Annotated in this window: 20 protein-coding genes; 8 read left to right on the top strand and 12 right to left on the bottom strand. The window is 73.6% G+C overall.

The genetic code is table 11. The features are described 5' to 3' along the window. Positions 1-54 precede the first annotated feature (54 nt). On the top strand, positions 55-702 hold the full coding sequence (locus tag C1N71_RS01395; RefSeq protein WP_137754774.1) for a TetR/AcrR family transcriptional regulator: 648 nt from the start codon (positions 55-57) through the stop codon (positions 700-702). 3 nt (positions 703-705) lie between these two features. Here C1N71_RS01395 and C1N71_RS01390 read toward each other — a convergent pair whose 3' ends face one another. Beyond that, a complete protein-coding gene (locus tag C1N71_RS01390; RefSeq protein WP_137754773.1) occupies positions 706-1,749 on the bottom strand; it encodes a LacI family DNA-binding transcriptional regulator in 1,044 nt (347 codons plus the stop codon). A gap of 136 nt (positions 1,750-1,885) precedes the next feature. Then, positions 1,886-8,482, bottom strand: coding sequence for a GH92 family glycosyl hydrolase (locus tag C1N71_RS01385; protein ID WP_175414045.1), 6,597 nt, complete (start codon positions 8,480-8,482; stop codon positions 1,886-1,888). A 263-nt stretch (positions 8,483-8,745) separates the two neighbouring features. Between C1N71_RS01385 and C1N71_RS01380 the strand changes: the two genes are divergently transcribed. The 3 genes from C1N71_RS01380 to C1N71_RS01370 all read left to right on the top strand — a co-directional run bounded on the left by C1N71_RS01380 (position 8,746) and on the right by C1N71_RS01370 (position 10,927). Then, a complete protein-coding gene (locus tag C1N71_RS01380) occupies positions 8,746-9,213 on the top strand; it encodes a DoxX family protein (protein ID WP_137754771.1) in 468 nt (155 codons plus the stop codon). Positions 9,214-9,272: 59 nt separating this feature from the next. Further along, the gene (locus C1N71_RS01375) at positions 9,273-10,214 is read left to right on the top strand and encodes a YfaP family protein (protein WP_137754770.1); all 942 of its coding nucleotides are present in this window, start codon (positions 9,273-9,275) and stop codon (positions 10,212-10,214) included. 83 nt (positions 10,215-10,297) lie between these two features. Continuing rightward, on the top strand, positions 10,298-10,927 hold the full coding sequence (locus C1N71_RS01370; RefSeq protein WP_217496020.1) for an ATP-binding protein: 630 nt from the start codon (positions 10,298-10,300) through the stop codon (positions 10,925-10,927). 4 nt (positions 10,928-10,931) lie between these two features. Here C1N71_RS01370 and C1N71_RS01365 read toward each other — a convergent pair whose 3' ends face one another. From C1N71_RS01365 to dnaK, 7 genes are all read right to left on the bottom strand, one after another. After that, positions 10,932-11,534, bottom strand: coding sequence for a hypothetical protein (locus tag C1N71_RS01365; RefSeq protein ID WP_137754769.1), 603 nt, complete (start codon positions 11,532-11,534; stop codon positions 10,932-10,934). Between the two features lies 1 nt (position 11,535). After that, positions 11,536-12,831, bottom strand: coding sequence for a hypothetical protein (locus C1N71_RS01360; protein ID WP_137754768.1), 1,296 nt, complete (start codon positions 12,829-12,831; stop codon positions 11,536-11,538). A 101-nt stretch (positions 12,832-12,932) separates the two neighbouring features. Then, positions 12,933-13,658, bottom strand: coding sequence for a hypothetical protein (locus C1N71_RS14840; RefSeq protein WP_175414044.1), 726 nt, complete (start codon positions 13,656-13,658; stop codon positions 12,933-12,935). A gap of 436 nt (positions 13,659-14,094) precedes the next feature. Beyond that, a complete protein-coding gene (locus tag C1N71_RS01350) occupies positions 14,095-14,451 on the bottom strand; it encodes a heat shock protein transcriptional repressor HspR (protein ID WP_137757137.1) in 357 nt (118 codons plus the stop codon). A 77-nt stretch (positions 14,452-14,528) separates the two neighbouring features. Continuing rightward, positions 14,529-15,473 (bottom strand): DnaJ C-terminal domain-containing protein, encoded by a 945-nt coding sequence (locus tag C1N71_RS01345; RefSeq protein WP_137754767.1) that lies wholly within the window; start codon positions 15,471-15,473, stop codon positions 14,529-14,531. A gap of 7 nt (positions 15,474-15,480) precedes the next feature. After that, entirely contained in the window at positions 15,481-16,176 is a 696-nt protein-coding gene (locus C1N71_RS01340; RefSeq protein ID WP_137754766.1) for a nucleotide exchange factor GrpE, read from the bottom strand. A 4-nt stretch (positions 16,177-16,180) separates the two neighbouring features. Further along, entirely contained in the window at positions 16,181-18,049 is a 1,869-nt protein-coding gene (gene dnaK / locus C1N71_RS01335) for a molecular chaperone DnaK (RefSeq protein ID WP_137754765.1), read from the bottom strand. 272 nt (positions 18,050-18,321) lie between these two features. On the opposite strand from dnaK, the gene C1N71_RS01330 reads away from it, so the two are divergent. Further along, on the top strand, positions 18,322-19,125 hold the full coding sequence (locus tag C1N71_RS01330) for a DUF1345 domain-containing protein (RefSeq protein WP_137754764.1): 804 nt from the start codon (positions 18,322-18,324) through the stop codon (positions 19,123-19,125). A 138-nt stretch (positions 19,126-19,263) separates the two neighbouring features. On the opposite strand, the gene C1N71_RS01325 is transcribed toward C1N71_RS01330, so the two are convergent. From C1N71_RS01325 to C1N71_RS01315, 3 genes are all read right to left on the bottom strand, one after another. Continuing rightward, complete coding sequence (locus C1N71_RS01325) at positions 19,264-19,467, bottom strand: cupin domain-containing protein (protein WP_254678053.1); 204 nt, start codon at positions 19,465-19,467, stop codon at positions 19,264-19,266. A gap of 118 nt (positions 19,468-19,585) precedes the next feature. Beyond that, positions 19,586-20,743, bottom strand: a complete 1,158-nt coding sequence (locus tag C1N71_RS01320) for a cation:proton antiporter (protein ID WP_137754762.1) — start codon at positions 20,741-20,743, stop codon at positions 19,586-19,588. 3 nt (positions 20,744-20,746) lie between these two features. Next, positions 20,747-21,226, bottom strand: a complete 480-nt coding sequence (locus C1N71_RS01315) for a cation:proton antiporter regulatory subunit (protein ID WP_137754761.1) — start codon at positions 21,224-21,226, stop codon at positions 20,747-20,749. Between the two features lie 459 nt (positions 21,227-21,685). Between C1N71_RS01315 and C1N71_RS01310 the strand changes: the two genes are divergently transcribed. From C1N71_RS01310 to C1N71_RS01300, 3 genes are all read left to right on the top strand, one after another. Further along, positions 21,686-23,176: an MFS transporter gene (locus C1N71_RS01310; RefSeq protein ID WP_137754760.1), complete on the top strand. Its 1,491-nt coding sequence runs from the start codon at positions 21,686-21,688 to the stop codon at positions 23,174-23,176. Positions 23,177-23,244: 68 nt separating this feature from the next. Continuing rightward, on the top strand, positions 23,245-24,558 hold the full coding sequence (locus C1N71_RS01305; protein WP_137754759.1) for an LCP family protein: 1,314 nt from the start codon (positions 23,245-23,247) through the stop codon (positions 24,556-24,558). 113 nt (positions 24,559-24,671) lie between these two features. Further along, entirely contained in the window at positions 24,672-25,601 is a 930-nt protein-coding gene (locus C1N71_RS01300; protein WP_137754758.1) for a DUF368 domain-containing protein, read from the top strand. Positions 25,602-25,735: the final 134 nt, after the last annotated feature.

The following is a 25,735-nucleotide window of genomic DNA, read 5'->3' as shown; positions in this document are numbered from 1 at the left end:
TTGTTGGTCACCTGGCCAATGGCTGTTGGCCACAGAGTCAATAGCATGGATGTCATGGCGTCAAGCACGACCCCGCGACGGATCCGCAAGCAGCCCGACGAGCGGCGCGCCGAGATCCTCGAGACCGCCGCCGCCATCGCGCTCGAGCGCGGTCTCGAGCGCATCACGCTGCGCGCCCTCGCCGAGCGCCTCGGCGTGCGGCCGGGGCTCATCACCCACTACTTCCCCGCCGTCGAGGACGTCGTCGTGCAGGGATTCGAGCGCGCGGCGGTCATGGAGCGCGAACGCTTCTTCCCGCGCGAGCTGCACGGCATCGACGGCCTGCGCCACTTCGTCGCGCATGTCGAGAGCGGCGCATCCGAGCCGCTCGCGCGCCTCTGGCTCAACGCCCGCCACCTGTCGCGGTTCACGCCGGCGCTCGAGGCCGCGCTGCGCGAGCAGGACGCGCTCGATCGCGATCGCCTGCTCGGCCTGCTCGCCGAGGGCATGGCAGCCGGCGACATCCCGGAGTCCGATCCCGAGGTCGCGGCCGCACGCATCTGGATCGCGGTCGACGGCTCGGGCTCCTACGTCAACGTCACCGAGCTCCCCTCCCCCGCGACGCATCGCGCGTTCGTCGCCGACGTCGCCGAATGGTCCCTCGGACTCCCCTCGGGATCCCTGCCCCGTCCGCCCGGCGCGCTCGGCAGTTCGGCGGGCTGAGCGTCAGCGCGGCGGGCGCTCGCCGGAGCCGCGCGGCACGAGGGTCGCGGGCACCGCGCGCGTCGCGGGCGCGTGCTCGCCCTCGCGACGGCGGAGCAGGGCGTCGACCGCCTCGCGACCGAGGTCGGCCGTGTCGGCGCCGACCGTCGAGATGCCGAGGGCGTCCGCGAGCTCGAAGTGGTCGAATCCGACGAGCGCGGGCGGATGCGCGACGTCGCGGAAGGCGGCGATCGCCCCGATCGTGACGCGGTTGTTGGCCGTGAACACCGCCGTGGGCGGCTCGTCGAGCGCGAGCAGGTCGCGCACGGCCGCCTCGGCCGTCGCCGCCGAGTGGGCGCCGCGCACGACGAGCGCCGCGTCGATCGGCAGCCCGGATGCCGCGAGCGCGGCGGCGTAGGCGGCGTGGCGCTCGCGCTGCGGCGGCAGGCGCTCGAGATCCCCCACGAAGGCGATGCGCCGATGGCCGCGCGCGACGAACCCGGCGATCGCGGCGGTCGTGCCCGCGACGTTGTCGATGACGACGGCGTCGGCGTCGAGGCCGGACGGGGCGCGATCGACGAGCACGAGCGGCACGCCGCGGTCGCCGACGGAGCGCAGCTCCGCGTGGTCGTCGAGCGTGGACACGAGGAGGATGCCGTCGGCGCGGCGATGCACGAGGTCCTCGACGATCGCACGCTCGGCAGCGGCATCCTCGTCGGACGACGCCATCGTCAGCTGCAGGCCGTGCTCGCGCAGCGCGTGCTCGACGCCCGTCGCGAGCCCCATGTAGAAGGGGTTCGCGAGGTCGCCGACCACGAGGCCCACGGTCCGCACCGCCGTGCCGCGGCGCAGCTGGCTCGCGGCCGAGTTCATCGTGAAGCCGAGCGTCGCCGCGGCCGCCCGCACGCGGCCGCGCGTCGCGTCGGCGACGTTCGGCTCGCCGCCGAGGGCTCGCGACGCCGTCTTGATGCTGACGCCCGCCGCGGCCGCGACGTCCGCGAGGGTCAGCCGTCGACCGTCGCCCCAGGCGCGCACGTCGGTGCGCTCGCCCGCGTCGTCGGTCGTCATCGCGGCACCTCCTCGGATCGTGCGCTCCCCCGGGTCGCCGCGTCGCATCCCTCGTCGCCCTAGGGTCGCACGGCGCGCGGCGCGCTCGCACGGATCGGCTCGGACGCGTCGTGCGCCCGAGCCGATCCGGCGACCGCTACCCGCAGGTGGTGCTCCACGCGGTGGGCGACAGCACGGCCGACCCGCCCAGGTTGCGCACGACGTCCGGCGCGGCAGCGGTGACGAGCGCGGCGACGGGTGCCGTCGTGCAGGAGCCGACCGCCAGCAGCAGCGGATCTCCCGTCGCGCCCACGACCGCGCTCGCGGACAGCGCGTCGGGGAAGCCGGCGCCCGTCGCGATGACGAGCCCCTGCGGCTGCTCGAGCTCGACGAAGCGCTCGACGAGCAGCGCGTTCGTCTCGTAGCGGTCGGCGCCGCCGATGCGCTCGGCGCCTCCCGTCTCCATGCGCGCGTCGACGACGACGGCGTACGCGAGGCTCGCGCGACCACCGATGACCCACGCCTGCTCGACCCCCAGGTCGTGCAGCGCCTCCGCCGACGCATCCGGCAGCGCCTCTCGGCCCGACAGCAGCACCGGCGCGTCGCCGATCGCCGCGGCGACGCCGCTGGCCGAGAGCGCGTCGGGGAAGACCTCGCCGCTCGCGATGAACGCCGTCTCGGCCGAGCCGAACACCTCGGTCGCGATGCGCGCCGCGGTCTCGTAGCGATCGCTGCCCGAGATGCGCCGCACGTCGGCGTCCGGGTAGCGCTGCTCGAGCTGCCGCTCGACCTGCGCCGTGATCGTCGCCGTGCCGCCGACGATCGTGATGCTCGGCGGCTGGAGCCGGTCGAGCTCGACGAGCGTGACGTCGAGGATGGCGTCGCCGGGCGTGAGCAGGAGGCTCGCGCCGTCGTGCGCCGCCGCGGGACCGGCCGCCAGCGCATCCGGGAAGGTGCCGCCGGCCGTGAGGTACGCCGGCGAGCCGGGCTCGAAGAGGTCGCGCGAGGCGAGCACGCTCGTCTCGTACCGCGACGCTCCGGCGTAGGTGATGACCTCGGCGCCCGCCTCCGGCACGACCGACACCGTGACGGATGCCGAGACGCTGCCGTCGACGCCGTCGCCGCCCGAGAAGGTCGCGACGAACGCTCGATCGCCGAGCGCGGGCGTCGGCAGGCTCAGCGACGCCGTGCCCGCCTCGACGGGCGCGGTGCCGACCGCGACGCCGCCCTCCGAGAACGTCACCGACCCGGAGGTCGCGGCGACCCCGCCGACCGACACCGAGGCCGTGAGCTCGATCGGGTCGCCGATCTCCACGCTCGACGACGCCGCCTGCAGCGTGGTCGTGGACGCCACCGCGGGGGTCGCGACCGTGATGGATGCGGTCGCGGGCGTGCCGGACTGCGCGCCGGTCGCCGTGACGACGTAGGCGCCGTCCGCGACGTCGCCCACGGGGAGCTCGGCCTGGAAGGTGCCGTCGGTCGCCGTGACGACGATCGCGTCGCCGCCGCCGGAGAAGACGATCTCGACGGACTCGCCCGGCACGAAGCCGGAGCCGCTCACGGGCACGATCGCGCCGGGTGCGACCGTGCCTGCCGGCACCGAGATCGTCGGCGCCGGCTGCTCGGCGGGGCCGACGGCGACCGGGATGGTCGTCGCCGTGCTCGCCGTGCCGTCGTCGACCGTGACCGTGATCGTGTACGAGCCCTCGGTGAGGTAGACGTGCTGGCCGCGCACGACCTGCTCGACGATCTCGGCCTGCAGGCTCGCGGCGACCTCGCTCGGCGCGTCCAGCTCCACGCCCGACAGGTCGATGCGTGCGATGTCGGACGGCGAGCCGTCTCCCCAGCTCACGACCGCCGTGACCTGGTCGGCGCTCGGGTCGACGCCCGCGAAGGTCGCGAGGTCGACGTCGAGCTCGGCGTCGACCGACGCCTCGAGCGCGGGTGCGACGGGCGCCACCTGCAGCGACGGCTCGGGGATCGTGCCGTCGAAGGCCACGGCCGCGACGTGCACCTGCCCTCCCCGCAGCGTGCCCGAGGCGTCGGGGAACCCGATCGAGACGAGCTGCAGCGGTGCGCCGTCGGCACCGGTCGCGAGCGCGACGGGCACGGTGGCGAACAGCGACGACGGCTTGCCGTCGTTCGAGCCCGGGCCCACGAGGCGGCCGGGCACCGTGGCGACCGGCACGTTGCCGGCCACGGGCGACGTCGTGCCGCCCACCCAGTCGCCGAACGTCACCGGCAGCTGCTGCGTCGTGCCGTCGGCGTAGGTCAGCGTCAGGGTCGTCGACTGCTGCCCCTCGTTCGCGGTGCCGATGATGGACACGTGGGTCGCGTCCGCGCCGACGCGCACCGGCAGCACCTGGCCCTCGGGCACGATCGTGTCGTCCGCGCCGCCCGGCAGGGCCGGGAGCGAGAACGTGAACGCGCGGGGGGTGCCGCCCACGGGCAGCTGCACGGACTGCTGGGAGCCGAACGCGATGCCCGCGGCCTGCAGCTGGGCGAGGTCGAGCGCGGCGCCCTGGCCGTCGCAGTCGCCGCCGACGGATGCGTCGGCGAAGCAGTCGACGTTCGCGAGCGCGGCGATGGCCTCCGCGGTCGTCGACGGACGCGCGACCGTCACCTGCGTGCGAGTGGTCGCCACGAGGTCGCCGGCCGTCACCGAGACGTAGGCGGTGAACACGCCGGCCGCGTCGAACGCGTGCGGAGCGATCACCTCGTAGCCGCCGCCGACGGGCAGCGCCCGCAGCTCGGCCTCCACGGGGCCCGCGCCGTCGAGGTAGTCGACGCTCGCGGTCGGCTCGGCGCCCTCCGGCGTGCCGAGCACGGTCGCGACCGGAGCGTCGACCTCGACGCCGACCCACGCCGTCACGCCCTCTGCGGGTGCCACGGAGAACGGGCCGGGGTCGACCTCGCCGAGCAGCTCGAGCTCCGAGAGCGTCGGCGCACCGTCGCTCGACGACTGCACCTCGAGCCGGTACTGCGCATACGCGCCGGGCGAGTCGACGACGAACGGACGCGTCTGCGTCGCCCAGGCGAACGACTCGCCCGCGCGCTCGTCGACGACCTCCCACGATGTGCCGTCGTTCGAGCCCGACAGCGTCCACGCCGTCGGCGACGACCCGGTCGCGCCGTTCGTGATCGTGTAGATGGTCGTCGTCGCCGAGCCGCCGCGCAGCTGCACCTGCAGCGTCGGGGTCTCGGTCGGGAACGTCACCTCGGTCGTCGAGTTGTCGTCGACGAGGGATGCGACGGACGGACCCTCGAGGCCGGCGCCGATCGTGCTCACGAAGCGGCTCGTCGCGTCGACGAGCGGCTGGTGCACGGGCTCGGACGTGCTCGACGAGCCCCACGTCGACGGCTCGGCCTGCATCGTGAACGACAGCTCGCTCGCCTCGGCGAGCGCTGCCTGCGAGAGCATCGGCGAGTCGAGCGCCTGGCCGTCGAGGCTCACGCCGCCGACGTAGATCGTGGCGTCGTCGTTGCCGGGCGCCGTGATCGTGAGGTCGCCCCCGCGGTCGGCGTCGCGGTGCACGACGGCGTGGTCGAACAGCGGCGAGCCGATGACGTACTCGCCGGAGCCGAGCGCGAGCGGGTAGAAGCCGAGCGCCGAGAAGACGTACCAGGACGACGTCTCGCCGTTGTCCTCGTCGCCGGCGTAGCCCTGGCCGATCTCGCTGCCGACGTAGAGGCGCGACAGCACCTCGCGCACGACCTCCTGCGTCGTCGTCGGGTCGCCGTTCGCCGACGAGATGTACGGGGTGTGGTGCGAGACCTGGTTCGAGAACCCGAACTGCCCCATCCGCACGTCGCGCGCCTCGAAGGCCTCGTGGATCGCGCTCGACGTCGCCGTCTCGGGCGTCGCGTAGAACTCGTCGAGCTTCGCGTCGAGGCCGTCGCTGCCGCCGTAGAGCGCGGCGAGGGCCGGCACGTCGAACGGCGCGTGGAAGGCGAACGTCCATCCCGGCGCCTCGGTGTAGGCGTGGTTCTGCCAGTCCGTCGGGTCGTACTCCTCGGGCGACAGCTCCCAGCTGCCGTCGGGCTCGCGCGCCTGGAAGAAGCCCACGTTCGGGTCGAACATGTTCACGAAGTCGCTCGCGCGCGCCTCGAAGTACGCGGCGTGCTCGGCGTAGGCCGCCTGCCGCTCGGGGTCGACCTCGGGGTCGACGGCGAGCAGCGCCGCCATGTCCGCCAGCGCCGCGTCGTTGATGTTCCCCTCGAGCCCCCAGGACACGCTCTGCCCCGTCGTCGAGGCCGTGTAGCCGAGGAACTGCGACGTCGTGATGCCCTTTCGTCCGACGGCGTTCGGGTTCTCGAGCGTCGTGTCGCTGCCGGACGAGACGGTCGCGTTGCGCAGCGCGGCGGCGAACGCCTCCTCGGCGAGCGCGGTCGAGATCGCGCCCGACGTGTATGCCTCCGCGAACGAGGCGTCGGAGGACGTCCCCGTCATGAGGTCGGCGTAGCCGGGCGACGACCAGCGCGCGATCCAGCCGCCGTCGCGGTACTGCTGCACGAAGCCGTCGACGAGCCGCTCCGTCACGTCCGGGTACAGCATCGAGTACAGGGGCCACACGGTGCGGTACGTGTCCCAGAAGCCGTTGTTGACGTAGATCTGCCCGTCCATGATCTGCGCGTTCGTCTGCGTCGCGGTCGCCGATCCCTCGCGGGCGCGCACCGGCGACGCGTACTGCCACACCGGCGACTCGGCGGTGCCGGTGTTCTCCGACTGCGAGTTCGGGTAGAGGTTCAGGCGGTAGAGACCCGAGTAGAACGAGACGAGCTCGGTGGGCGTCGCGTCCGAGGCCGAGAGGTCGACGACCTCGAGGCGCTCGAGCCACAGCGCCTCGGCGGCGGCGCGCACGTCTTCGTACGAGACGCCTGCCACCTCGAGGTCGAGGTTGCGCTGCGCCTGGTCGAGCGAGATGAACGACGTCGCGAAGCGCAGCTCGAGCGGCTCGTCTCCGGTGGCGAAGCGCGCCCACGCGGCGCTCGTGCGCTGCGACGCGGTGCCGGTCGCGACCGGTGCCGCGTCGAAGACGCCGTAGACGAACATGCGCGAGGCGCCGACGGAGAGGCCGCTGCCGCCCTCGACCCAGCCGGTCACGACGCCGCTCGAGGAGATCTGCAGGCCGGACTGGCCCTGCACGCGGTCGACCATGACGGTGCCGACGCTCGCACCCTCGGGGAACTCGAAGCGCATGACGCCGCCGTGGTCGGAGGGCGTCATCGACGCGGAGAGCCCGTTCACGAAGTCGACGGCGTACTCCTGCGGCGTCGCGACCTCGTCGTCGTGGCTGAACTCGAGCCTGCGCGACGCGGGCGTGCCCGAGGGCTGCCCGGCGTCGAGGCTCGGCATGATCGCGAGCTGCGCGCGGTCGCCCATCCACGGGCTCGGCTCGTGGCTGATGCCGAGCGCCTCGAGCGCAGGGAGGTTGTTCGCGGTGTTGCGCGACTGCCAGTCGTACAGCCACGTCTGCGAGGTCGCGTTCGTCATCGGCACGAGGAAGTTGAACCCGTTGGGCACGGCCGTCGCGGGGATGTTGTTGCCGCGCGAGAAGCCGCCGGAGGAGTTCGTGCCGCGGCGAGTGTCGACGTGGTCGAGCACCGTCTCCGCCTCGAGCGGCGTCGCCGCCGCGATCGACAGGTCGTCGACCCAGCCCGAGAATCGCGTCGACGCGCTGCCGCCGGGGTTGTCGTAGGCGAGCAGCACCTGCGTGACGGTGCCGCCGGCGAAGGCGCCGAGGTCGACGCGGATGCGGTTCCACTGGTCGGCGTAGAGCGAGCGCGCCTCGCCCTGCCCCGCCGCCGTCGCGAGGAATCCGTACTGGTCGCGCGGCTGCGCGTCCGACAGCAGCACCGTCTCGCCGTCGGCGGTCTCGATCACGAGGTCGATCGCCACGTAGGTCGAGGGGTACTGCAGGTCCTGCGGGTAGAGCGTGGGGAGGACGGCGTAGGCGAGCTCGGAGTCGGCGGCGAGCGCGACGTCAAGGTCGTCGACGAGCACGTTCGTCGACGACGCGGGCCCGTCGGCGAGGTGCTGCCCGCCGTACTGCACCGCGGCGCGGCCGTCGAAGCCGCGGCCCGACGCGATGTTGTAGCCCGTCGTGGGGCCGCTGCCCACGGTGGTGCGCATCGGCGAGGCGACGGCACCGGTGTCCTCGCCACGCAGGTCGAGGTCGGCGAGCTGCACGATCGAGGCGCCGCCGTTCGCGGCGATCTGCAGGCGGAAGTGCTGGTAGGTGGCCGGTGCGGCGAGCGTGAAGACGACCTGCGTGAACGGCGCGGCGCCGACGAGCTGACCGACCTGCTGGTCGACGTCGACCCACGTGGAGCCGTCGACCGAGCCCTGCAGCGTCCAGTCCCGCGGGTTGCGCGTGGGTGCGTCGTTGGCCGTCGTAAGCGCGTACGTCGCGACGGTCACGGGCGCCGCGAAGTCCATGCGCACCCATGCGGTCGGCGTGAAGACGAGCCACTTCGTGCCCGCGTCGCCGTCGAAGAGGCGCGCCGCCGTCTCGTTCGGCGCGTTCTCGCCCGAGGCGGTGACGCTCGAGAGCTGCGAGGTGAGGCTCGACGCGGGCAGGGTGCCGCCCTGCACGTTGACCGGCGGCTCGTACGCCAGCGACGGCGGCACCGGGTGCGCGGCGACGTCGGCGGTCTCGAACGACGTCGTGAAGGGCGGGTCCGCCGCCTCCGCAGGTGCGGCGTCGAGTCCCACGATCGGCACGGCGAGCAGGGCCGCGAGCGCTGCCGCCACGGGTGCGAGGATCCGACGGGATCGAGGCGACGACGGCGTGCGACGGTGCAGCATGCGAACTCCTGGTGCGGGACTGACATCGTTGTCAATCTGGGTGCAGCGTAGGAGCGGGGTGCGAGCGACGTCAAGCGTCGGGCTGCGGATGCGGCGTGTCGCGGCCCGACACGCGCTCGTCATGCGACGCGGCCCCGCACGTGCACGGGCGCGTGATGCATGCCGCCGGGGTGCATGGCGACCTGGTCGTCCCGATGGAAGGAGCCGTCATGTCGTCCACCGCACACCGCACCCCGCTCGCCACCGACGCGGCCCTCGCCATGCTCCGCATCGTGCTCGGCGGCGTCATGCTCGCGCACGGCCTCCAGAAGCTCCTCGGCGGCGGCATCGTCGGCACGGCCGCGGGCTTCCGCGACATGGGCGTTCCGTTCGCAGAGCTCGCGGCGCCCGCGGTCATCGCGGTCGGGGTGCTCGGCGGCGCCGCGATGATCGCCGGACTCCTCGTGCCGCTCGTCGGCATCGCCTTCGTGGGCGTGCTGGGCGTGGCCGCGGTGCTCGTGCACGGCCCGGCGGGCTTCTTCGCGCAGGACGGCGGCTTCGAGCACCCCGCGGTGCTCGCCGTCGCATCGGCCGCCGTCGCCGTGGCGGGCAGCGGTCGCCTCGGCCTCGACGCCGTCCTCGCTGCGCGCCTGCCGCGACGCGCCTCGCGCGTCGGCGCGCCCGCGACGGCGCGCTGACGCGTCGGCGCGAGCGGCGGCAGCGGCGCACGTCCAGCGACGGGTCTTAGCCTCGCAGCATGCCCTCCACCCGTCGTCGCGCGCTCGCGGCAGCAGCCGCCCTCGCCGCGGCCGCGGTCGCCCTGACCGGCTGCATCCCGTCGGCGCCTCAGCCGCCGAGCCCGACCCCGACGGGTGCGACGCCGACGGGTCCGTCGACGCAGCCGCCCGCCGACGCGGCCCTCGACGACTACCTCACCGCCGCGACCGCCGAGGGCGGCGCAGCCGTCGGGGCCGCGTCGGGCGACGCGGTGCGGGGCGGCAGCGGCGGCGCGGTGCAGACGACCGACTCGGCGATCGCCGTGAACGGCGGCTCGGTCGAGATCGAGGTCCAGGCCGACGAGCCCTTCGACACGATCCTCGTCGGCGTCGGCCCGATGGGGGTCGGCTCGACGGTGCCGACCGCGTGGCCGGGCTCGTACGAGATCGCGCTCGGCGCGCCGACGACGTCGACCTCGATCGTCGTCACGGTCTCCCAGGCGCCGCCGTCGACCGACTTCTCGGTCGTCGTCGCCACGGCCTCGGCGGATGGCACCGCGAGCGGCACGGACGCGACGAACGTGACGATCGTCGAGGTCGGCACGGGCGACGTGCAGGTGAGCGTGTCGTGGAACGAGGAGATGGACGTCGACCTCTACGTCGTCGATCCGAACGGCGAGACCATCTACTACGGCTCGACGACCTCGTCGTCCGGCGGCGAGCTCGACCTCGACTCGAACCCCTCGTGCGCCATCGACGGCATTCGCAACGAGAACGTCACGTGGCCCACGGGCGAGGCGCCGTCCGGCACCTACGAGGTGCGCCTCAACCTCTTCGCCGACTGCGGCATCGACCAGACGGGATGGGTCGTCACGGTGCAGGCCGTCGGCCGCACGTATCGATGGGAGGGCGTGCTCGAGGCGCCGGGCGTCGGCGGCGCCGAGGACGCCGGGTTCGTCGTCGGTCGCTTCGACGTGCCCTAGGCGCCCGGCGCGAGCAGCGCGCGTTCGCGCAGCGTCGATCCGACGGGCGCCGGCCTGAGCCCGCGCGTGGGAGCATGGAGCCCATGCCCGAGCCGACGACCGAGCCCGTCTCGGCCGCCGGCGACCGCATCCGCGCGCGCATGCTGCTCGTGGGCGGCGCCTCGGGCTCCGGCAAGTCCCGCCTCGCGGAGGCGTCGGGTCTGCCGGTGCTGCGGCTCGACGACTTCTACCGCGTCGCGGGTGATCCCGAGCTGCCGCGGCTCGCCTCGGGCGAGGTCGACTGGGACCACCCGGGCTCGTGGCATCTGCCCGATGCGCTCGCCGCGATCGAGGAGCTCGCCACCACCGGCGTCACGAAGGTGCCCGACTACGACATCGCGCTGAGCGACCGCGTCGGGTGGCGCACGCTCGAGCTCGGACCGGCGCGCACGTTCGTCGCCGAGGGCATCTTCGCCAGCGAGGTCGTGACGCCCGCGCGCGAGCGCGGGCTGCTGCTCGACGCGATCGCCGTGCGTCGATCGCGCGGCGCGACCATGGCGTTCCGCCTCCTGCGCGACCTGCGCGAGCGGCGCAAGAGCCCGGGCTTCCTCGTGCGCCGCGGGCTGCTGCTCGCGCGCCGCGAGCCGGCGATCCTCCGCGCCCTGACGGATGCGGGATGCCGCCCCATGCGGCCGCGCGCGATCCGGCGCGCCCTCGAGCGGCACGCGCGCTGAGTGGTCAGCCGCGCCCGGCCGCGGCGCGCTCCGCCTCGTGCCGCACGCGCGCGACCCAGAGGCGCGGGCCCGCGAGGTAGCCGATCAGCGCCGACAGCGCGAGCGACGTCGCGAGCCAGGCGCCGACGACGATCGGGACGCCGAGGCCGCCCGTCACGAGACCGAGGAGCGCGGTCACGCCGCTCGATGCGATCGTGAGCGCACCCTGCACGAGGGTGCCGACGCCGCAGCACCACCAGGTGATCTCGCGCGCACGCGGCACCCCCGCGCGGCGCAGGATGCGGATGCTCGCCGTCGCGCCGAGCGCGACGAGCCCCGCCGCGACGAGTAGCGCGACGACGACCATGATGATCCACGGGGTCGGATCGATGCGCTGCAGCCACGCGTCGACGGCATCCTCGACCCCCTCCGAGCCCGCGACGAGCTCGACGAGCAGCCACCTCGCGATCGCGACCAGCGTCGCGACCGCCGAGAGCGCGACGACGATCGTCGCGCCCATCGAGGCGAGCGTGAGCCCCCAGCCGCCGGCATCGCGCGCCGCACGCCGCACGTGCGGCGGCATGGGTGCGGGGCGGACGCGCGCCGAGCGCGGCACGCGTGCGGCCACGTCAGTCGACCCGGGAGAGCTCGGCGGCATCCGCCTCGGCGGCGCGCCGCTCGGCGTCGAGCTCGGCCTGACGTCGCTCGGCGTCGAGCTGCTCCCACGTCGGTCTGGGCCGGAACGCGAGCAGGTACACCCAGCCGAACAGCATCCCGAGGGAGCCCGTGAGCGCGATGGACGTCGCGAGGCACGTGAAGAGGTAGCCCCATGCCGCGCCGAGCGAGAAGGTGCCGTAGCCGGCGGCCGCGAAGAACAGCCCGCCGACGAGCAGGATCGGCCAGACGGCCATGCCCACGAAGCCGCCGATCGCGGTCGTCGTGACGTAGGCGAGCGCGATGGACCGCTTGATGCCGACGATCCCGGCGGCGCGTTGCCAGAGCACCGTGACGACGCAGCCGATCCCGCCGACGACGCCGGCGATGAGCAGGAGGATGACGATCGTGATCGGGATGCGCGCAGGATCCGCCCAGAACGCCACGACGTCGGTGAGGCTGTCGGCCTCGAGCGCATCCATCCCGTCGGTGCCGCCCTCCGACAGCGTGCCCCACAGGAACAGCACGAAGGCGGCGGTGACGAGGAGGTGCGTCGCTGCCGCGAGGAGCAGCTGGCCCACGAGCGAGCCGAGCAGCGCCGCGCGCGTCTGCCGGCGCGTGAACCGGCGCTTCGGCGGGGCGAGCAGCACCGGCGGCATCGGCATGGGCGGGGGCGCGAAGGGCGGGCCGTACGGCTGCTGCTGCCCGGAGGAGCCGGGCATGCCGTACGGCGTCGGCGGTTGGGCGTACGGGCCAGGCATGCCGTACGGCGTCGGTTGGGCGTACGGGCCAGGCATGCCGTAGGGCGTCGGCTGGGGGGAGAGGCCCGGCATGGCGTAGGGCGTCGGCATGGCGTACGGGCCCGGCATGGCGGACGCCCGCGGCCCGTTCGGGCCGGCCACGCCGTACGGCGTCGGCTGGGCGAGGGCAGCGACCGGTCCGGGGATCGCCGCCTGCCCGTGCGTCGCGGGCGCCGCCTGCGGCGCGTACGCACCCGCTCCGCCGACGAGGGACGCCTGCTGCGCCTGCCAGGCGAGCTGCGCGGCGACCGCGGGCGGCACCGCGTTCGCCATGGGGTTCGCGAGCGGTGGCGGCAGCGTCCGCGCCGCGCGCTCGCGCGCCCGGCGCTCGGCGCGCTGCTCGAGCGCCGTCTTCGGCACGAGCCCGTCGGGCGCCGAGGCCTTGGCGCGACGTCGGCGCGGCGTCGCGGCGACGTCCGCGGGCACGGGGGTGTCGCTGCCTGGCGGCGGCGGGGCCTCGAGCGATGACACGTCGGCGACGCTACTCGGCCTCGCTGGGACGATCGTGGACCGTCGCTCGACGGCCCGTGGATGCGCGGCCCGGCTCGTTGCGAGCCGCGATCGGCGGAGGGTCAGTCCGCGGCGGGCTCGGTGCGCTCGCGCACGATGCGCACCATCCACAGCCACACGAGGGCGCCGGTCGCGACCGTCGCGGCGCCGGAGCCGATCGCCGTGAGCGCGATGGCGATGGCGGCGTTGCCGAGCACCTGGCTCAGGCTGTCGCTCGTGCCGAACAGCAGGCCGCCGACCGCGCCGATCGTGGCGGCGACGATCGACGCGACGACGACGCCCATCGGCATCGCGATCGTCGTCGCCATCGCGGGTCGATGGACGCCGTGCGCTCGCAGCACGAGCACGCTCACGAGCGCTCCGGCCACGACGAGCACGGCACCGACGATCGCGAGCGCGATCGTGAGGCCCGACATGGCGTCCGGATCGATGGATGCGAGGGTCGCGTTGGCGTCGGAGGCGGCGCTCGTGCCCGCGACGGCGTTGGCGATGACGACGACGATCGTCTTCACGATCGTCGCGAGCTGCCAGATCGCGAGCGGCACCGCGAGCAGCGCGAGGCCTGCCGTGACGAGCGGCAGCGCGATGGCGCCGGCGACGATCGCGCCGCGTTGGGCGCGACGCTCCGGCGTGAGCGGCGCGGCCGGCGTCGCCGCCTCGGTGGGCGTCCGCACGGCCTTCGCCGCGGGCGACGCGGGCCGGGCCGGCACCGCGGCGGCCGGGGCGTCCAGCGCCGGCGTGGTCGGGCGGGTCGGCTCGCTCGGCGAGGTCGCGGTGGTGTCGCTCACGGCCCCATCATGCACCGACGGAGCCGGTCCGGATGCGCACCTGCGCGGCTCGCTTCGAGGCTCGCTGCGCTCGCACCTCACCGAGCGGTCCCCCGGAGCGACCGGGCTGCAGAGCGCACCTGCGCGGGCTCGCTTCGAGGCTCGCTGCGCTCGCACCTCACCGAGCGGTCCCCCGGAGCGACCGGGGCTGCAGATGCGCACCTGCGCGGCTCGCCTCGAGGCTCGCTCCGCTCGCACCTCACCGAGCGGTCCCCCGGAGCGACCGAGGCTGCAGAGCGCACCAGCGCGACTCGCCTCGAGGCTCGCTCCGCGCGCACCTCACCGAGCGGTCCCGGGCAGCGACCGGGGCTGCAGAGCGCACCAGCGCGGCTCGCCTCGAGGCTCGCTCTGCTCGCACCTCACCGAGCGGTCCCGGGGAGCGACCCCCAGCCAGGGCTCAGCCGCGATGCATGGGCCGCCAGACGACGACCTGGTTTCGCTTCGCGGGGCGGGCGCCCGAGCGCAGCGTCGTGACGCCCTCCGCCCCGGCGGCGAAGACGCGCCCACGCCGATCCATGACCTGGTCGGCGAGCGTCGCCTCGAGCTCGCGCACGCGCGCGCGCAGCCCGCGCACCTCGTTCGAGAGCTCGAGGATGCGGCGGATGCCCTCGAGCGAGACGCCCTCCTGCGACAGCAGCTGCACCTGCCGCAGCTGGCCGACGTCGCGCATCGAGTAGCGCCGGGTGTTGCCGGCGGTGCGCTGCGGCTGCACGAGACCGATGCGGTCGTACTGGCGGAGGGTCTGCGGATGCATCCCGGCGAGCTCCGCCGCGGCCGCGATCGAGAAGATCGGGCTCGACTCGTCGAGGTCCTCCGGGATGCGTCCCACCGTCACCTCGCCTTCGCCAGCAGGTCGTCGCGCGGCGACTCGTCGCCGGACGCCGCCACGAACGCCTCGAGGGCCTCGCGCTGCTTCGCGCTCAGGTGCGAGGGCACCGCGACCTGCACGGTCGCGAGCAGGTCGCCGGGGCCCTGCTTCGACGGCACGCCCTTGCCCTTGACCCGCAGCACGCGACCCGACGGCGTGCCGGGCGCCACCTTGAGGCGCACGGTGCCGCCGCCGAGCGTCGGCACCTCGATCGTCGCGCCGAGCGCAGCCTCGCCGAACGTCACCGGCACGTCGACGCGGATGTCGCGCCCATCCATGCGGAAGACGGGATGGGGTCGCACCTGCACCGTGACGATGAGGTCGCCCGGCTGCCCGTTCGTCATCGACGGCTGACCCTTGCCGGCGAGGCGGATCTTCTGGCCGTCGTGCACGCCGGCGGGGATCTTCACCGTCATCGACCTGCCGCCGACCGTGAGCTTGAGCGTGTCGCCCTGCACGGCCGAGAGGAAGTCGAGCTGCGCGTTCGCGGTGACGTCGCGGCCGCGCTGCGGGGCGCGCTGGCCGAAGCCGCCGCCGCCGAACATGCCGCCGAGGATGTCCTCGAAGTCGCTCTGCTGGTACTGCACGCGCGGGCCGCCGCCCTGGCCGAACATGCCGCCGAAGACGTCCTCGAAGCCGCCCTGCGCGCCGGGCGCGAAGCGCGGACGCCCGCCCGCCATGGCGCGCACGGCGTCGTACTCCTCGCGCTGCTTCGGGTCGGAGAGCACCGAGAACGCCTCGGAGATCTCCTTGAAGCGCGCCTCCGCCTTCGCGTCGCCCGGGTTCGAGTCGGGGTGGAACTGCCGCGCGAGCTTGCGGTACTGCTTCTTCAGGTCGGCCGCCGAGACGTCCTTCGCGACGCCCAGGACCGCGTAGAAGTCCTTGTCGAACCAGTCATTGCTCGCCATGCGACCCCTACTCGCTCGCGGGCACGAACACGGCGACCTTGGCGGCGCGCACGAGGCGCTCCCCCATGCGATAGCCGCGCTGCACGACGTCGGCGACCACCATCTCGGTCACCTCGGGGTTCGGCAGCTGCGCGATCGCCTCGTGCACGGCCGTGTCGAAGGGCTCGCCCACCGCACCGACGGGCTCGAGCCCGAGCCCGTCGATCGCGCCGCGCAGCTTCTGCGCGACGATCGCGAGCGGCGAGCCCTCGAGGTCGCCGTGCTGCTCGGCGCGGTCGAGGTCGTCGAGCGCGGGCAGCAGCGCCGACAGCACGGATGCCGTCGTCGAGACCTTGTCCGCCGCCCGCTCGCGCTCGACACGGTTGCGGTAGTTGACGTACTCGGCCTGCAGCCTGCGCACCTCGTCCTCGGCCGCCGCGATCCGCGCCTCGACGCTCGCAGCCTCCTCGGCGAGGCGCTTGGCCTCGCCGTCGAGCAGCGCGCGGTCCTCGGCGCTCAGGTCGTCGGGACCGGGGGCGGATGCGGGCGCCTGGGCACCCGCATCCGAGGCTCCCTGCTCCGACGCGCCCTGGGGCTCGCCGGCCGCCGCGCGCTCCGCAGCCGCCTGGGCGTCCGCGGGGCTCTGGCGCGCCTCGCCGGTCTCGGGGTCGATCCGCCGCTTGTCGCGGAAGACGGGGCCCTCGTCCTGCGTGTCGTCGGTCATCGTCCTACTTCTTCTCGTCCTCGTCGTCGACGATCTCGGCGTCGACCACGTCGTCGTCGTTCGCCGAGGCCTGCTCGCCCTGCGGCTGCTCGCCTGCGCCGGCGTCGCCCGTGGGGGCCTGCGCCTGCTGCTGGTAGAGCGCCTCGCCGAGCTTCTGCTGCGACGCGTTCAGGGTGTCGAACGCGGCCTTCACCGCGTCGTCGTCGTCGCCCGCGAGCGCCGTCTTCAGCGCGTCGACGTCGGCCTGCACCGAGGTCTTCACGTCCTCCGGCAGCTGCTCGGCGTTGTCGGCGAGGAGCTTCTCGACCGAGTAGACGAGCTGCTCGGCGTTGTTGCGCGTCTCGGCGGCCTCGCGGCGCGCCTTGTCGGCCGCGGCGTTCTCCTCCGCGTCCTTCACCATGCGCTCGATGTCCTCCTTCGACAGGCTCGAGCCGCCGGTGATCGTCATCGACTGCTCCTTGCCGGTGCCCTTGTCCTTCGCGGACACGTGCACGATGCCGTTGGCGTCGATGTCGAAGGTGACCTCGACCTGCGGGATGCCGCGCGGCGCGGGCGCGATGCCCGTGAGCTCGAACGTGCCGAGCGCCTTGTTGTCGCGCGTGAAGTCGCGCTCGCCCTGGAAGACCTGGATGGCGACCGACGGCTGGTTGTCCTCGGCCGTCGTGAACGTCTCCGAGCGCTTCGTCGGGATGGCGGTGTTGCGCTCGATGAGCTTCGTCATCATGCCGCCCTTGGTCTCGATGCCGAGCGACAGGGGCGTGACGTCGATGAGCAGCACGTCCTTGCGCTCGCCGCGCAGCACGCCGGCCTGCAGGGCGGCGCCCACCGCGACGACCTCGTCGGGGTTCACGCCCTTGTTAGGCTCCTTGCCGCCCGTGAGCTGCTTGACGAGCTCCGAGACGGCCGGCATGCGGGTCGAGCCGCCGACGAGCACGACGTGCGCGATGTCGCCGACCGTGACGCCCGCCTCGCGGATGACGTCCTCGAAGGGCTTCTTCGTGCGCTCGAGGAGGTCGGAGGTCATCTGCTCGAACTGCGCGCGCGTGAGCGTCTCGTCGAGGTTCGCCGGGCCGTTCTCGGTGAGCGAGAGGTACGGCAGCTGGATGCTCGTCGACGTCGACGACGACAGCTCCTTCTTCGCCTGCTCCGCGGCCTCCTTGAGGCGCTGCCTCGCGATCTTGTCGTTCGAGACGTCGACGCCCGTCGACTCCTTGAACTTCTTCGTGAGCCACTCGACGACGCGCTCGTCCCAGTCGTCGCCACCGAGGCGGTTGTCGCCGGCGGTCGCGCGCACCTGGATCGTCGAGAAGTCGTCGTCCTTGCCCACCTCGAGCAGCGAGACGTCGAACGTGCCGCCACCGAGGTCGAAGACGAGGATGAGCTCGTCCTCCTTGCCCTTGTCGAGGCCGTAGGCGAGCGCGGCTGCCGTCGGCTCGTTGATGATGCGGAGGACGTTGAGGCCCGCGACCTCGCCGGCCTCCTTCGTCGCCTGGCGCTCGGCGTCGTTGAAGTACGCCGGCACCGTGATGACGGCGTCGGTGACGGGCTCACCGAGGTAGGTCTCGGCGTCGCGCTTCAGCTTGCCGAGGATGCGCGCCGAGATCTCCTGCGGCGTGTAGCGCTTGTCGTCGATCGCCGTCGTCCAGTCGGTGCCCATGTGGCGCTTGACGGATGCGATGGTGCGGTCGACGTTCGTGACGGCCTGGCGCTTGGCCGGCTCGCCGACGAGCGTCTCGCCGTCCTTCGCGAAGGCGACGACCGACGGGGTCGTGCGGAAGCCCTCCGCGTTGGCGATGACGGTGGGCTGACCGGCGTCGAGGAAGGCGACGACGGAGTTGGTGGTGCCGAGGTCGATGCCGACTGCTCGTGCCATGGTGGCTGCTCCTTGGTTCGTGGTCTGGATGTCTGCGCTCACGCGCTCGGGGTCTGCAGCTGATTCCGGTGGAGGAGCCTGCCGGCAACCCCCCATGACTGACGGCAGGCTCGTCCTCCGGAACCATCGCAGGGCGTCGACCCCGACTTGAGCCGTGCAGACTCAAGATTGGCACTTGAGTCGAGGGCAGTCAAGTTCGCGGGCCATGCATCTCCTGTGCATCGCGCCCGCCCCTGCGGTCGTCGCTCGCGTCCAGCGGCTACCGTGAGCGCATGGCCACGAACCGACGTCCCCGCGGCCCCGCGGGCGCGCGTCGCCCGGGCGACTCGCGACCGACGACCGGGCTCGATCGTCCGTCGACGCGGCCCTCGCACCCGTCGGAGCGCTCCCGCCGGATCCGGCACCGCCTGCACGACGAGGCGCTGCGGCACACGCTCTCGATCAGCGTCTCGGGCATCCTCATCGCCCTGCTCGTCGCCGTCGTGGCGATCGCCGTCGGCGGTCGCATCGAGTACGCCGACACGCTGCTCGTCAGCATGACGCTCGTGTTCGCCGTCTACGGGCCGCTCTTCCTGCTGCTGACGCACCTCGCCTTCGGGCATCTGCACGGCTCGCGACTGCGCGAGCACCTCCGCCGCTCGACGGAGCGCCGTCGGCTCGTGCGCCTGCTGTTCCTCGGCGGCCCCAAATCGTGGGCCGGGCTCATCGTGACCATCGGCCTGTCGGCCGTGCTGCTGCTCGCGACCGGCGGCGCGCGCGACAGCCTCTGGCTCGTCGCCGCGTGCGTCGCGTGCGTCATCGGCACGTGGGTGCTGCTCGTCGGCGTCTTCGCCGCCGAGTACATGCGCGCATGGGCGAACGACGACTCGCTGCAGTTCCCGGGCGGCGACGACCTCCGGCTCGCCGACTTCGTCTACGTCTCCGTGCAGCTGTCGACGACGTTCTCGGCCTCCGACGTGAACCTCGTCGCCACGTCCGCCCGGCGGCTCGCGACCGTCCACTCGATCGTCGCCTTCGCCTACTCCACCGTCATCGTCGCGGTCTTCGCCTCGCTGCTCATCTCGTCGGCGCAGTGAAGGATCGCGCGGCCTGCGCCGCGCACGCATCCCGCGCGGCACTGCCAGCCCGGTCGCTGATCGGTCACTGCTGTCGCTCGATCGGGCAGCAGTGGCTCGCGACACGCCGCAGAGCGAACCACGACTGCCCGATCGGCGTCAGAGCTCACGCGCCTCGAACGTGCGGTCGCCGCCCGCGTCGCCGGTGTTCACCGTGCCGACGCGCTCGATGAGGATCGCCTCGACCTCCTCGTGCGCGAGCGGGCAGTGCTCGACGCCAGCCGGGATGACGTAGACGTCGCCCGGGCCCAGCGTCACGTCGCCGTCGCGCAGCTGGATCACGAGCGTGCCCGGCCGGACCATCCGCACCTCCGTGGCCCGCGCAACCATCGATTGGGCAGCAGTGGCGAACTCGGCGGCGTGTCGCGAACCACTGCTGCCCGATCGAGCGACAGGAGTGACCAATCGGGACGCGGGGCGCTCACGCGACGGCAGCGGCGGCGCGCGGGGCGCGCACGATGAAGCGCGCGGCGAGCGGACCTGCGATGGCGAGGATGAGCACGTAGCAGGCGGCGAGCGGACCGAGCTCGGGGTAGCCGGCCCCCACGGCGAGCGCGGCGATGATGATCGAGAACTCGCCGCGCGCGATGAGCGTCGCCCCGGCGCGCAGTCGGCCCTTGCGCTGCACCCCGTCGCGCCTCGCCGCCATCCAGCCCGTCGCCATCTTCGTGCCGGCCGTGACGACGGCGAGCAGCAGCGCCGCCGGCAGCACCGGCAGCAGGTCGGCGGGCACGATCGGCAGCCCGAAGGAGAGGAAGAAGATCGCCGCGAAGAGGTCGCGCAGCGGTCCGAGGATCGCCCGCGCGCGCTCGGCGATCGACGGCGGCACCGCGATGCCGACGAGGAACGCGCCGACGGCGGCCGACGCGCCGAGCAGCTGCGTGAGGCCGGCCACGAGCAGCGTGACGCCGAACAGTCGCAGCAGCACCTGCTCGTCGCTCGGGTGGCTCAGCAGCCAGCGGATGCCGCCGGAGGCGCGCTGCGAGGCGACGAGGATGATCGTGACGGCGGCGACCGCGAGCGCGACGGCACCGAGCGCCTGCCACCACGCGGCACCCGTGAGCACGGCGATGAGGATCGGCAGGAAGATCGCCATCGCGATGTCCTCGATCACGAGGATCGACAGCACCGCCGGCGTCTCGCGGTTCGCGATGCGGCCGAGGTCGTCGAGCAGCCGCGCGACGATGCCCGACGACGACACCCACGCGATGCCCGCGAGCGCGAGCGCCGCCTGCCACGGCATCCCGAGCAGCAGGCCGATGCCGAAGCCCGCCGACGCGTTGAGGGCGAAGTCGATGGCGCCCGAGGTCGAGTGGCGCTTGAGCGACTGCCCGAGCTCGCCCGCCGTGAACTCGAGGCCCAGCATGAGCAGCAGCAGCAGCACGCCGATCTCGGCCGCGGGCTCGATGAACGGCTCGGCCGCCTCGAGGTCGATGACCGACCCGGAGCCGAGCACGAGCCCGGCGAGCAGCATGAGCGGGATCGGCGAGATGCCGACGCGGTGGGCGATGAGGCCCAGGACGGACACGCCGAGGACGACAGCCCCGAGCTCGAGAAGCAGCGCGGAGATGTCGTGCACGGGCTACCCGCTCAGACGGGTGCGCAGCTGGTCGAGCCCTTCCTTGGAACCGATCGCGACGAGGGCGTCGCCCGCGAGCAGCGGCTCGGCGGGCGTCGGGGCGGCGATGACGTCGTCGTCGCGCACGATGGCGACGATCGAGCAGCCGGTGAGGGTGCGCGCCTTCGTGTCCCCGAGCGTGCGGCCCGCGAAGGGCGAGCCGACGTCGACGAGCAGCCTCGCCGTCTCGAGCCCGGGGATCGGCCGGGTCACGTCGGCCATCGACTGGGTGATGCGATGCGCGCCGAGCACGTCGGTGAGCGCGTCGATCTCCTCCTCGTCGAGGTGCAGCGCGAGGCGCACGTCGTCGGGGTCGTGCTTGCTCGACACGCACAGGTCGGCGGGGCCCTCGCGATGCACGACGACGCTGACCGGCACGCCGGTGCGCGTCGTCATGTCGTACCGCACTCCCACGCCGGGGAGGAGCGTCTGCGTGATGTCCACGCGAGGATCATGCCACCATCGGGCGCCGCGGCGTGTCGTGCGCGCTGCGTCGCCGCGGCACGGGCGTCCGGACCGATCCGTCGGTCTCGTGAGGCGCGCTCGCGGCACGGCCATCCAGCCGGTCGAGGAGGCCGTAGCCGGCTTGCGACGCGTCATCCCCGACGGCCTTCGATGACTCGGGTCTCGTGACGCGTGCTCGCTCTCGCTCGCGCGCTCCTCGACCAGCTGGAGGGGAGCCGCCCCTCCCAGCTGGTCGAGGAGGCCGCAGCCGCAGGCTGCAGCCGTCACGAGACCCGCGTCACCGCCAGCACGCTCATCGGTCAGACGCCCCCGCGGACGACGGGTCCCGGGACGCGGGCTCGCCTGCGGGTCGCCCGCTCCTCCACCAGCCGATGGGGATCGGCGAACGTCGGATGAACGGGGCCGCGTCGGCACGGGACGCCCGCACGCGTGCGACCTATGCTCGGCTTCGTGAGCACCGCCGCCGTCGACGACCGCACCCTGCGCAGGAGGGCACGCGCCTGGGCGCTGTGGGACTGGGGCTCCGCCTCCTTCAACGCGGTCGTCACGACCTTCGTCTTCAGCCGCTACATCGCCTCCGACCTCTTCGTCGACCCCGCGATCGTCCAGGCGGGCACCGAGACCGAGGACGTCACGCCGACCGCCGAGGGGGCGCGTGCGCTCACCGAGGCACTCGCCGACAACGCCGCCGTCGTCGCCTGGGCCGTCGCGATCGCCGGCGTGCTCGTGGCCCTGCTCGCCCCCGTGCTCGGCCAGCGATCCGACGGCACGGGCCGCAGGCGGCTGTGGCTCGGCGTGAACACCGGCATCACGATCGTCGCGATGCTCGGGATGTTCTTCGTCGTGCCCGTGCCCGAGTACATCTGGGTGGGCGCCGCCCTCCTCGCGGTCGGCAACCTCTTCTTCGAGTTCGCGAGCGTCAACTACAACGCGATGCTGCATCAGGTCTCGACGAAGCAGACCATGGGCCGCGTCTCCGGCTTCGGCTGGGGGATGGGCTACGTCGGCGGCATCGTGCTGCTCGCGCTGCTGCTCGTGCTCTTCCTGTTCCCGGTGCGGGGCGACGGCACGAACGGCATCCTCGGCCTGCCCACCGGTCTCGAGGGCCAGGGCCTCGACGTGCGCGTCGCGATCGTCGTGTCCGCCGCATGGTTCGCGATCTTCGCGATCCCCGTGCTCGTCGCCGTGCCCGAGCTGCCGCGCACCGAGCGCGCGAACGCCGTGAGCCTGCCCGAGTCGTACCGCCGGCTGTTCCGCACCATCGCGCGCATCGGCCGCCGCAGCCCCAAGACGCTGCTCTTCCTCGTGTCGAGCGCGATCTTCCGCGACGGGCTGTCGGCGATCTTCACGTTCGGCGCGATCATCGCCTCCACGGTCTTCGGGTTCTCGGCGACGGAGGTGCTCATCTTCGCCGTCGCCGCGAACGTCACGGCGGGCCTCGGCACGTTCGTCGGCGGCTGGGCCGACGACCGCTTCGGTCCGAAGGCCGTGATCATGACGTCGCTCGTCGTGCTGTCCGTCGCCGGCACCGCCGCGATCTTCATCGAGGGCAAGGCGGCGTTCTGGGTCGTCGGCCTCGTGCTCACCATCTTCGTCGGCCCGGTGCAGGCATCGGCGCGCTCGTTCATGGCTCGCATCACGCCCGACGGCCGCGAGGGCGAGATGTTCGGTCTCTACGCGACGACGGGCCGTGCGGTGTCGTTCCTCGCGCCGACGCTCTTCGGCCTCTTCGTCACGATCGCGGGCGACACGCGCTTCGGCATCGTGGGCATCGTCATCGTGCTGCTCGCCGGACTCGGCCTGCTCATCCCGGTGTCGGCGCGCCCCGCGCTCATCGACGACGCGGACGAGGATGCGGCAGCGAGCACCGAGGCGGGGGACGGGCTGCCCACGCCGCCGCTGCGGGGCGAGGAGGGCCCGCGCGACTGACGCTCGCTCGGCTCGGCTTGCATGGACCGTCCTCGCCCGAGAGGGTGGAGGCAGGTGCGTCGAGGTCGGTGCGCCGCTCGCCGCCGACCCGGGAGTGCCTCATCCGCAAGCCGTCCCAGCCCTACGAGATCCGCCACCGCTCGACGTACGTCGACCCCGAAGCCGCAGCCTCCGAGGCCGTCGCCGACGGCGTCCCGCGCGTGCGGGCGAGCCGGACGGCGCGGCATCGCCGTCGCGCGATGTACCGCCGTCGCCGCATCCTCGCGCTCGTCGGCGGCTCGCTGGCCGTGGCGCTCGTGGCCGTCGTCGCGTTCGTCGCGACGACCTCGGTGCGCGTGCTCGACACCATCGGCGACAACGCCGTCGCACGCCCGGGCGTCGAGCCCGAGGAGGTCGAGGCGCCGCGATGGGACGGGCCGGTCGACCTGCTCATCATGGGATCCGACACGCGCGACGGGCAGGAGACCGGCGACTACGGCGAGGCCGCTGGCGCCCGCTCCGACGTCACGATGCTGCTGCACGTCGCCGCCGACCGCTCGAGCGCGACGCTCGTGAGCATCCCCCGCGACACCATGCTGCCGTCGCCGGAGTGCACGACGGAGGACGGCCGCACGATCCCTGCCCAGTCGATGGTGCAGGTCAACGGGCTGCTCGAGCACGGTCCCTACTGCTCGCTCGACGCCATCCGCGACTTCACGGGCCTCGACCTGCAGCACTTCCTCGTCGTCGGCTTCGACGGCGTGATCGGCATCACCGAGGCGGTGGGCGGCGTCGAGGTCTGCGTGTCGCACGACGTCGCGGACCCGTACTCGGGGCTGTACCTCGACGCCGGGACCCACCGGCTGCAGGGCCACGACGCCCTCGCCTTCCTGCGCACGCGCCACGGCTTCGGCGACGGCAGCGACCTCGGCCGCATCCAGGCGCAGCAGGCGTTCCTCGGATCGCTCGCGCGATCGGTCAAGGACGCGGGCACGCTGACGAACCCCGTCGCGCTCTCCTCGCTCGCCGACGCAGCGGCGCAGGCCGTCACGGTCGACCAGGCGATCGCCGACCCCGGCAGCCTCATCGCGCTCGCAGGCACTCTCGCCGACATCGACCTCGATCGCCTGGTGATGGTGCAGCTGCCCGTCGCGCCGTGGGCGCCGGATCCGAACCGCGTCGCGCCGCTCGCCGACGAGAGCGCCGCGCTCTTCGCGGCGCTGCGCGACGACCGACCCGTGACGATCGCGAGCGAGTCGCCCGAGGAGCCCGCCGACGAGGCGACGTCGACGACGGCGCCGGAGCCCGAGACGAGCGCGCCGGCCACGAGCGAGGCACCCGGGCTCGAGCTCGACGACACCGCGGTCGCGCAGAGCGCCGACGTCGTCCACTGCGCCGGCTGAGCCGCACGGCCCGCGCCGCCGTCGGCGTGGACGACCTGGCAGGGTGGTGGGGTGTCGCGGCACGATCCGCGCGACGCCCACCCGACGCCGCCGACCTCCCCAGGAGGGCTCTCATGCCTGCCATCCGCACCCTCGTCGACCTCCTGCGAGGCGCCCTGATCGGCGTCGTGGAGGTCATCCCGGGGGTGAGCGGCGGCACGGTGGCGCTGCTCATCGGCGTCTACGAGCGACTGCTCGCCTCCGCGTCGTCGCTCGTGCGCGGCGTCGTGCACGCTGTGGTGGACCCCGTTCGCGGGCGCGGCCTCGCCCGGGCGCGCGGCCACCTCGCGCAGGTGTCGTGGCGCGTCGTGGTGCCGGTCGGGCTCGGGATGGTGCTCGCGCTCGTGACCGCCGCGCGGGTCGTCGAGCCGCTGCTCGACGAGCACCCCACGACGTCGCGCGCGCTCTTCGCGGGCCTCATCGTCGCCTCCCTCGTCGTGCCCGCGCGCATGCTGGGCGCGCGATGGCGAGCACGCGACGTCGCCGTGGCCGTCGCGGCCGCCGTCGGCGGCTTCCTCCTCACCGGCCTGCCCCCGGCGACCGTCGTAGATCCCTCGCCGTTCGCGATCCTCGGCTCGGCTGCGCTCGCGGTCTGCGCGCTCGTGCTTCCCGGCGTCTCCGGCTCGTTCGTCCTCCTGTCGACGGGCATGTACCAGCCGGCGCTCGCCGCCCTCAACGGCGGCGACGTGCCGACGATCGCGCTGTTCATGGCCGGCGGCGTGCTCGGGCTCGCCGTGTTCGTGCACGTCCTGCGGTGGCTGCTCGCGTCGCATCGGCGTGTGACCCTCGCCGTCATGACGGGCCTGATGGCCGGTTCGCTGCGCGCGCTGTGGCCGTGGCAGTCGGACGATCGCGACCTGCTCGCGCCGTCGGGCGACGTCGCCATCGTCGTCGCCTGGTTCGTCGTCGGCCTCGTGCTCGTCGGGGCCGTGCTCGCGATCGAGCACGCCGTCGTGCGTCGACGACGCTCCGCCGCGGGCGCCGAGCGGCCGGCCGACGCCTAGCCGCCGGCTGCGGCGTCGAGCGCGTCGACCTGGAGGGCGACGTCGGCGACGGCCGCCTCGTCCCGGCCCCGGGGAGGTCCTCTCCGCCGGCGCCATGACGACGAGGGTCACGCGCCGCGATCGTCACGGGTGAC

It is taken from the genome of Agrococcus sp. SGAir0287, from assembly GCF_005484985.1.
Taxonomy (GTDB): domain Bacteria; phylum Actinomycetota; class Actinomycetes; order Actinomycetales; family Microbacteriaceae; genus Agrococcus.
This window is presented reverse-complemented; position numbering and strand designations above follow the sequence as displayed.

Coding starts and splice junctions, on each gene's coding strand:
- C1N71_RS01395 (WP_137754774.1), top strand. CDS start 55: ATGGCGTCAAGCACGACCCCGCGACGGATCCGCAAGCAGCCCGACGAG.
- C1N71_RS01390 (WP_137754773.1), bottom strand. CDS start 1,749: ATGACGACCGACGACGCGGGCGAGCGCACCGACGTGCGCGCCTGGGGC.
- C1N71_RS01380 (WP_137754771.1), top strand. CDS start 8,746: ATGTCGTCCACCGCACACCGCACCCCGCTCGCCACCGACGCGGCCCTC.
- C1N71_RS01375 (WP_137754770.1), top strand. CDS start 9,273: ATGCCCTCCACCCGTCGTCGCGCGCTCGCGGCAGCAGCCGCCCTCGCC.
- C1N71_RS01370 (WP_217496020.1), top strand. CDS start 10,298: ATGCCCGAGCCGACGACCGAGCCCGTCTCGGCCGCCGGCGACCGCATC.
- C1N71_RS01350 (WP_137757137.1), bottom strand. CDS start 14,451: ATGCATCCGCAGACCCTCCGCCAGTACGACCGCATCGGTCTCGTGCAG.
- C1N71_RS01345 (WP_137754767.1), bottom strand. CDS start 15,473: ATGGCGAGCAATGACTGGTTCGACAAGGACTTCTACGCGGTCCTGGGC.
- C1N71_RS01340 (WP_137754766.1), bottom strand. CDS start 16,176: ATGACCGACGACACGCAGGACGAGGGCCCCGTCTTCCGCGACAAGCGG.
- dnaK (WP_137754765.1), bottom strand. CDS start 18,049: ATGGCACGAGCAGTCGGCATCGACCTCGGCACCACCAACTCCGTCGTC.
- C1N71_RS01330 (WP_137754764.1), top strand. CDS start 18,322: ATGGCCACGAACCGACGTCCCCGCGGCCCCGCGGGCGCGCGTCGCCCG.
- C1N71_RS01325 (WP_254678053.1), bottom strand. CDS start 19,467: ATGGTCCGGCCGGGCACGCTCGTGATCCAGCTGCGCGACGGCGACGTG.
- C1N71_RS01310 (WP_137754760.1), top strand. CDS start 21,686: ATGCTCGGCTTCGTGAGCACCGCCGCCGTCGACGACCGCACCCTGCGC.
- C1N71_RS01300 (WP_137754758.1), top strand. CDS start 24,672: ATGCCTGCCATCCGCACCCTCGTCGACCTCCTGCGAGGCGCCCTGATC.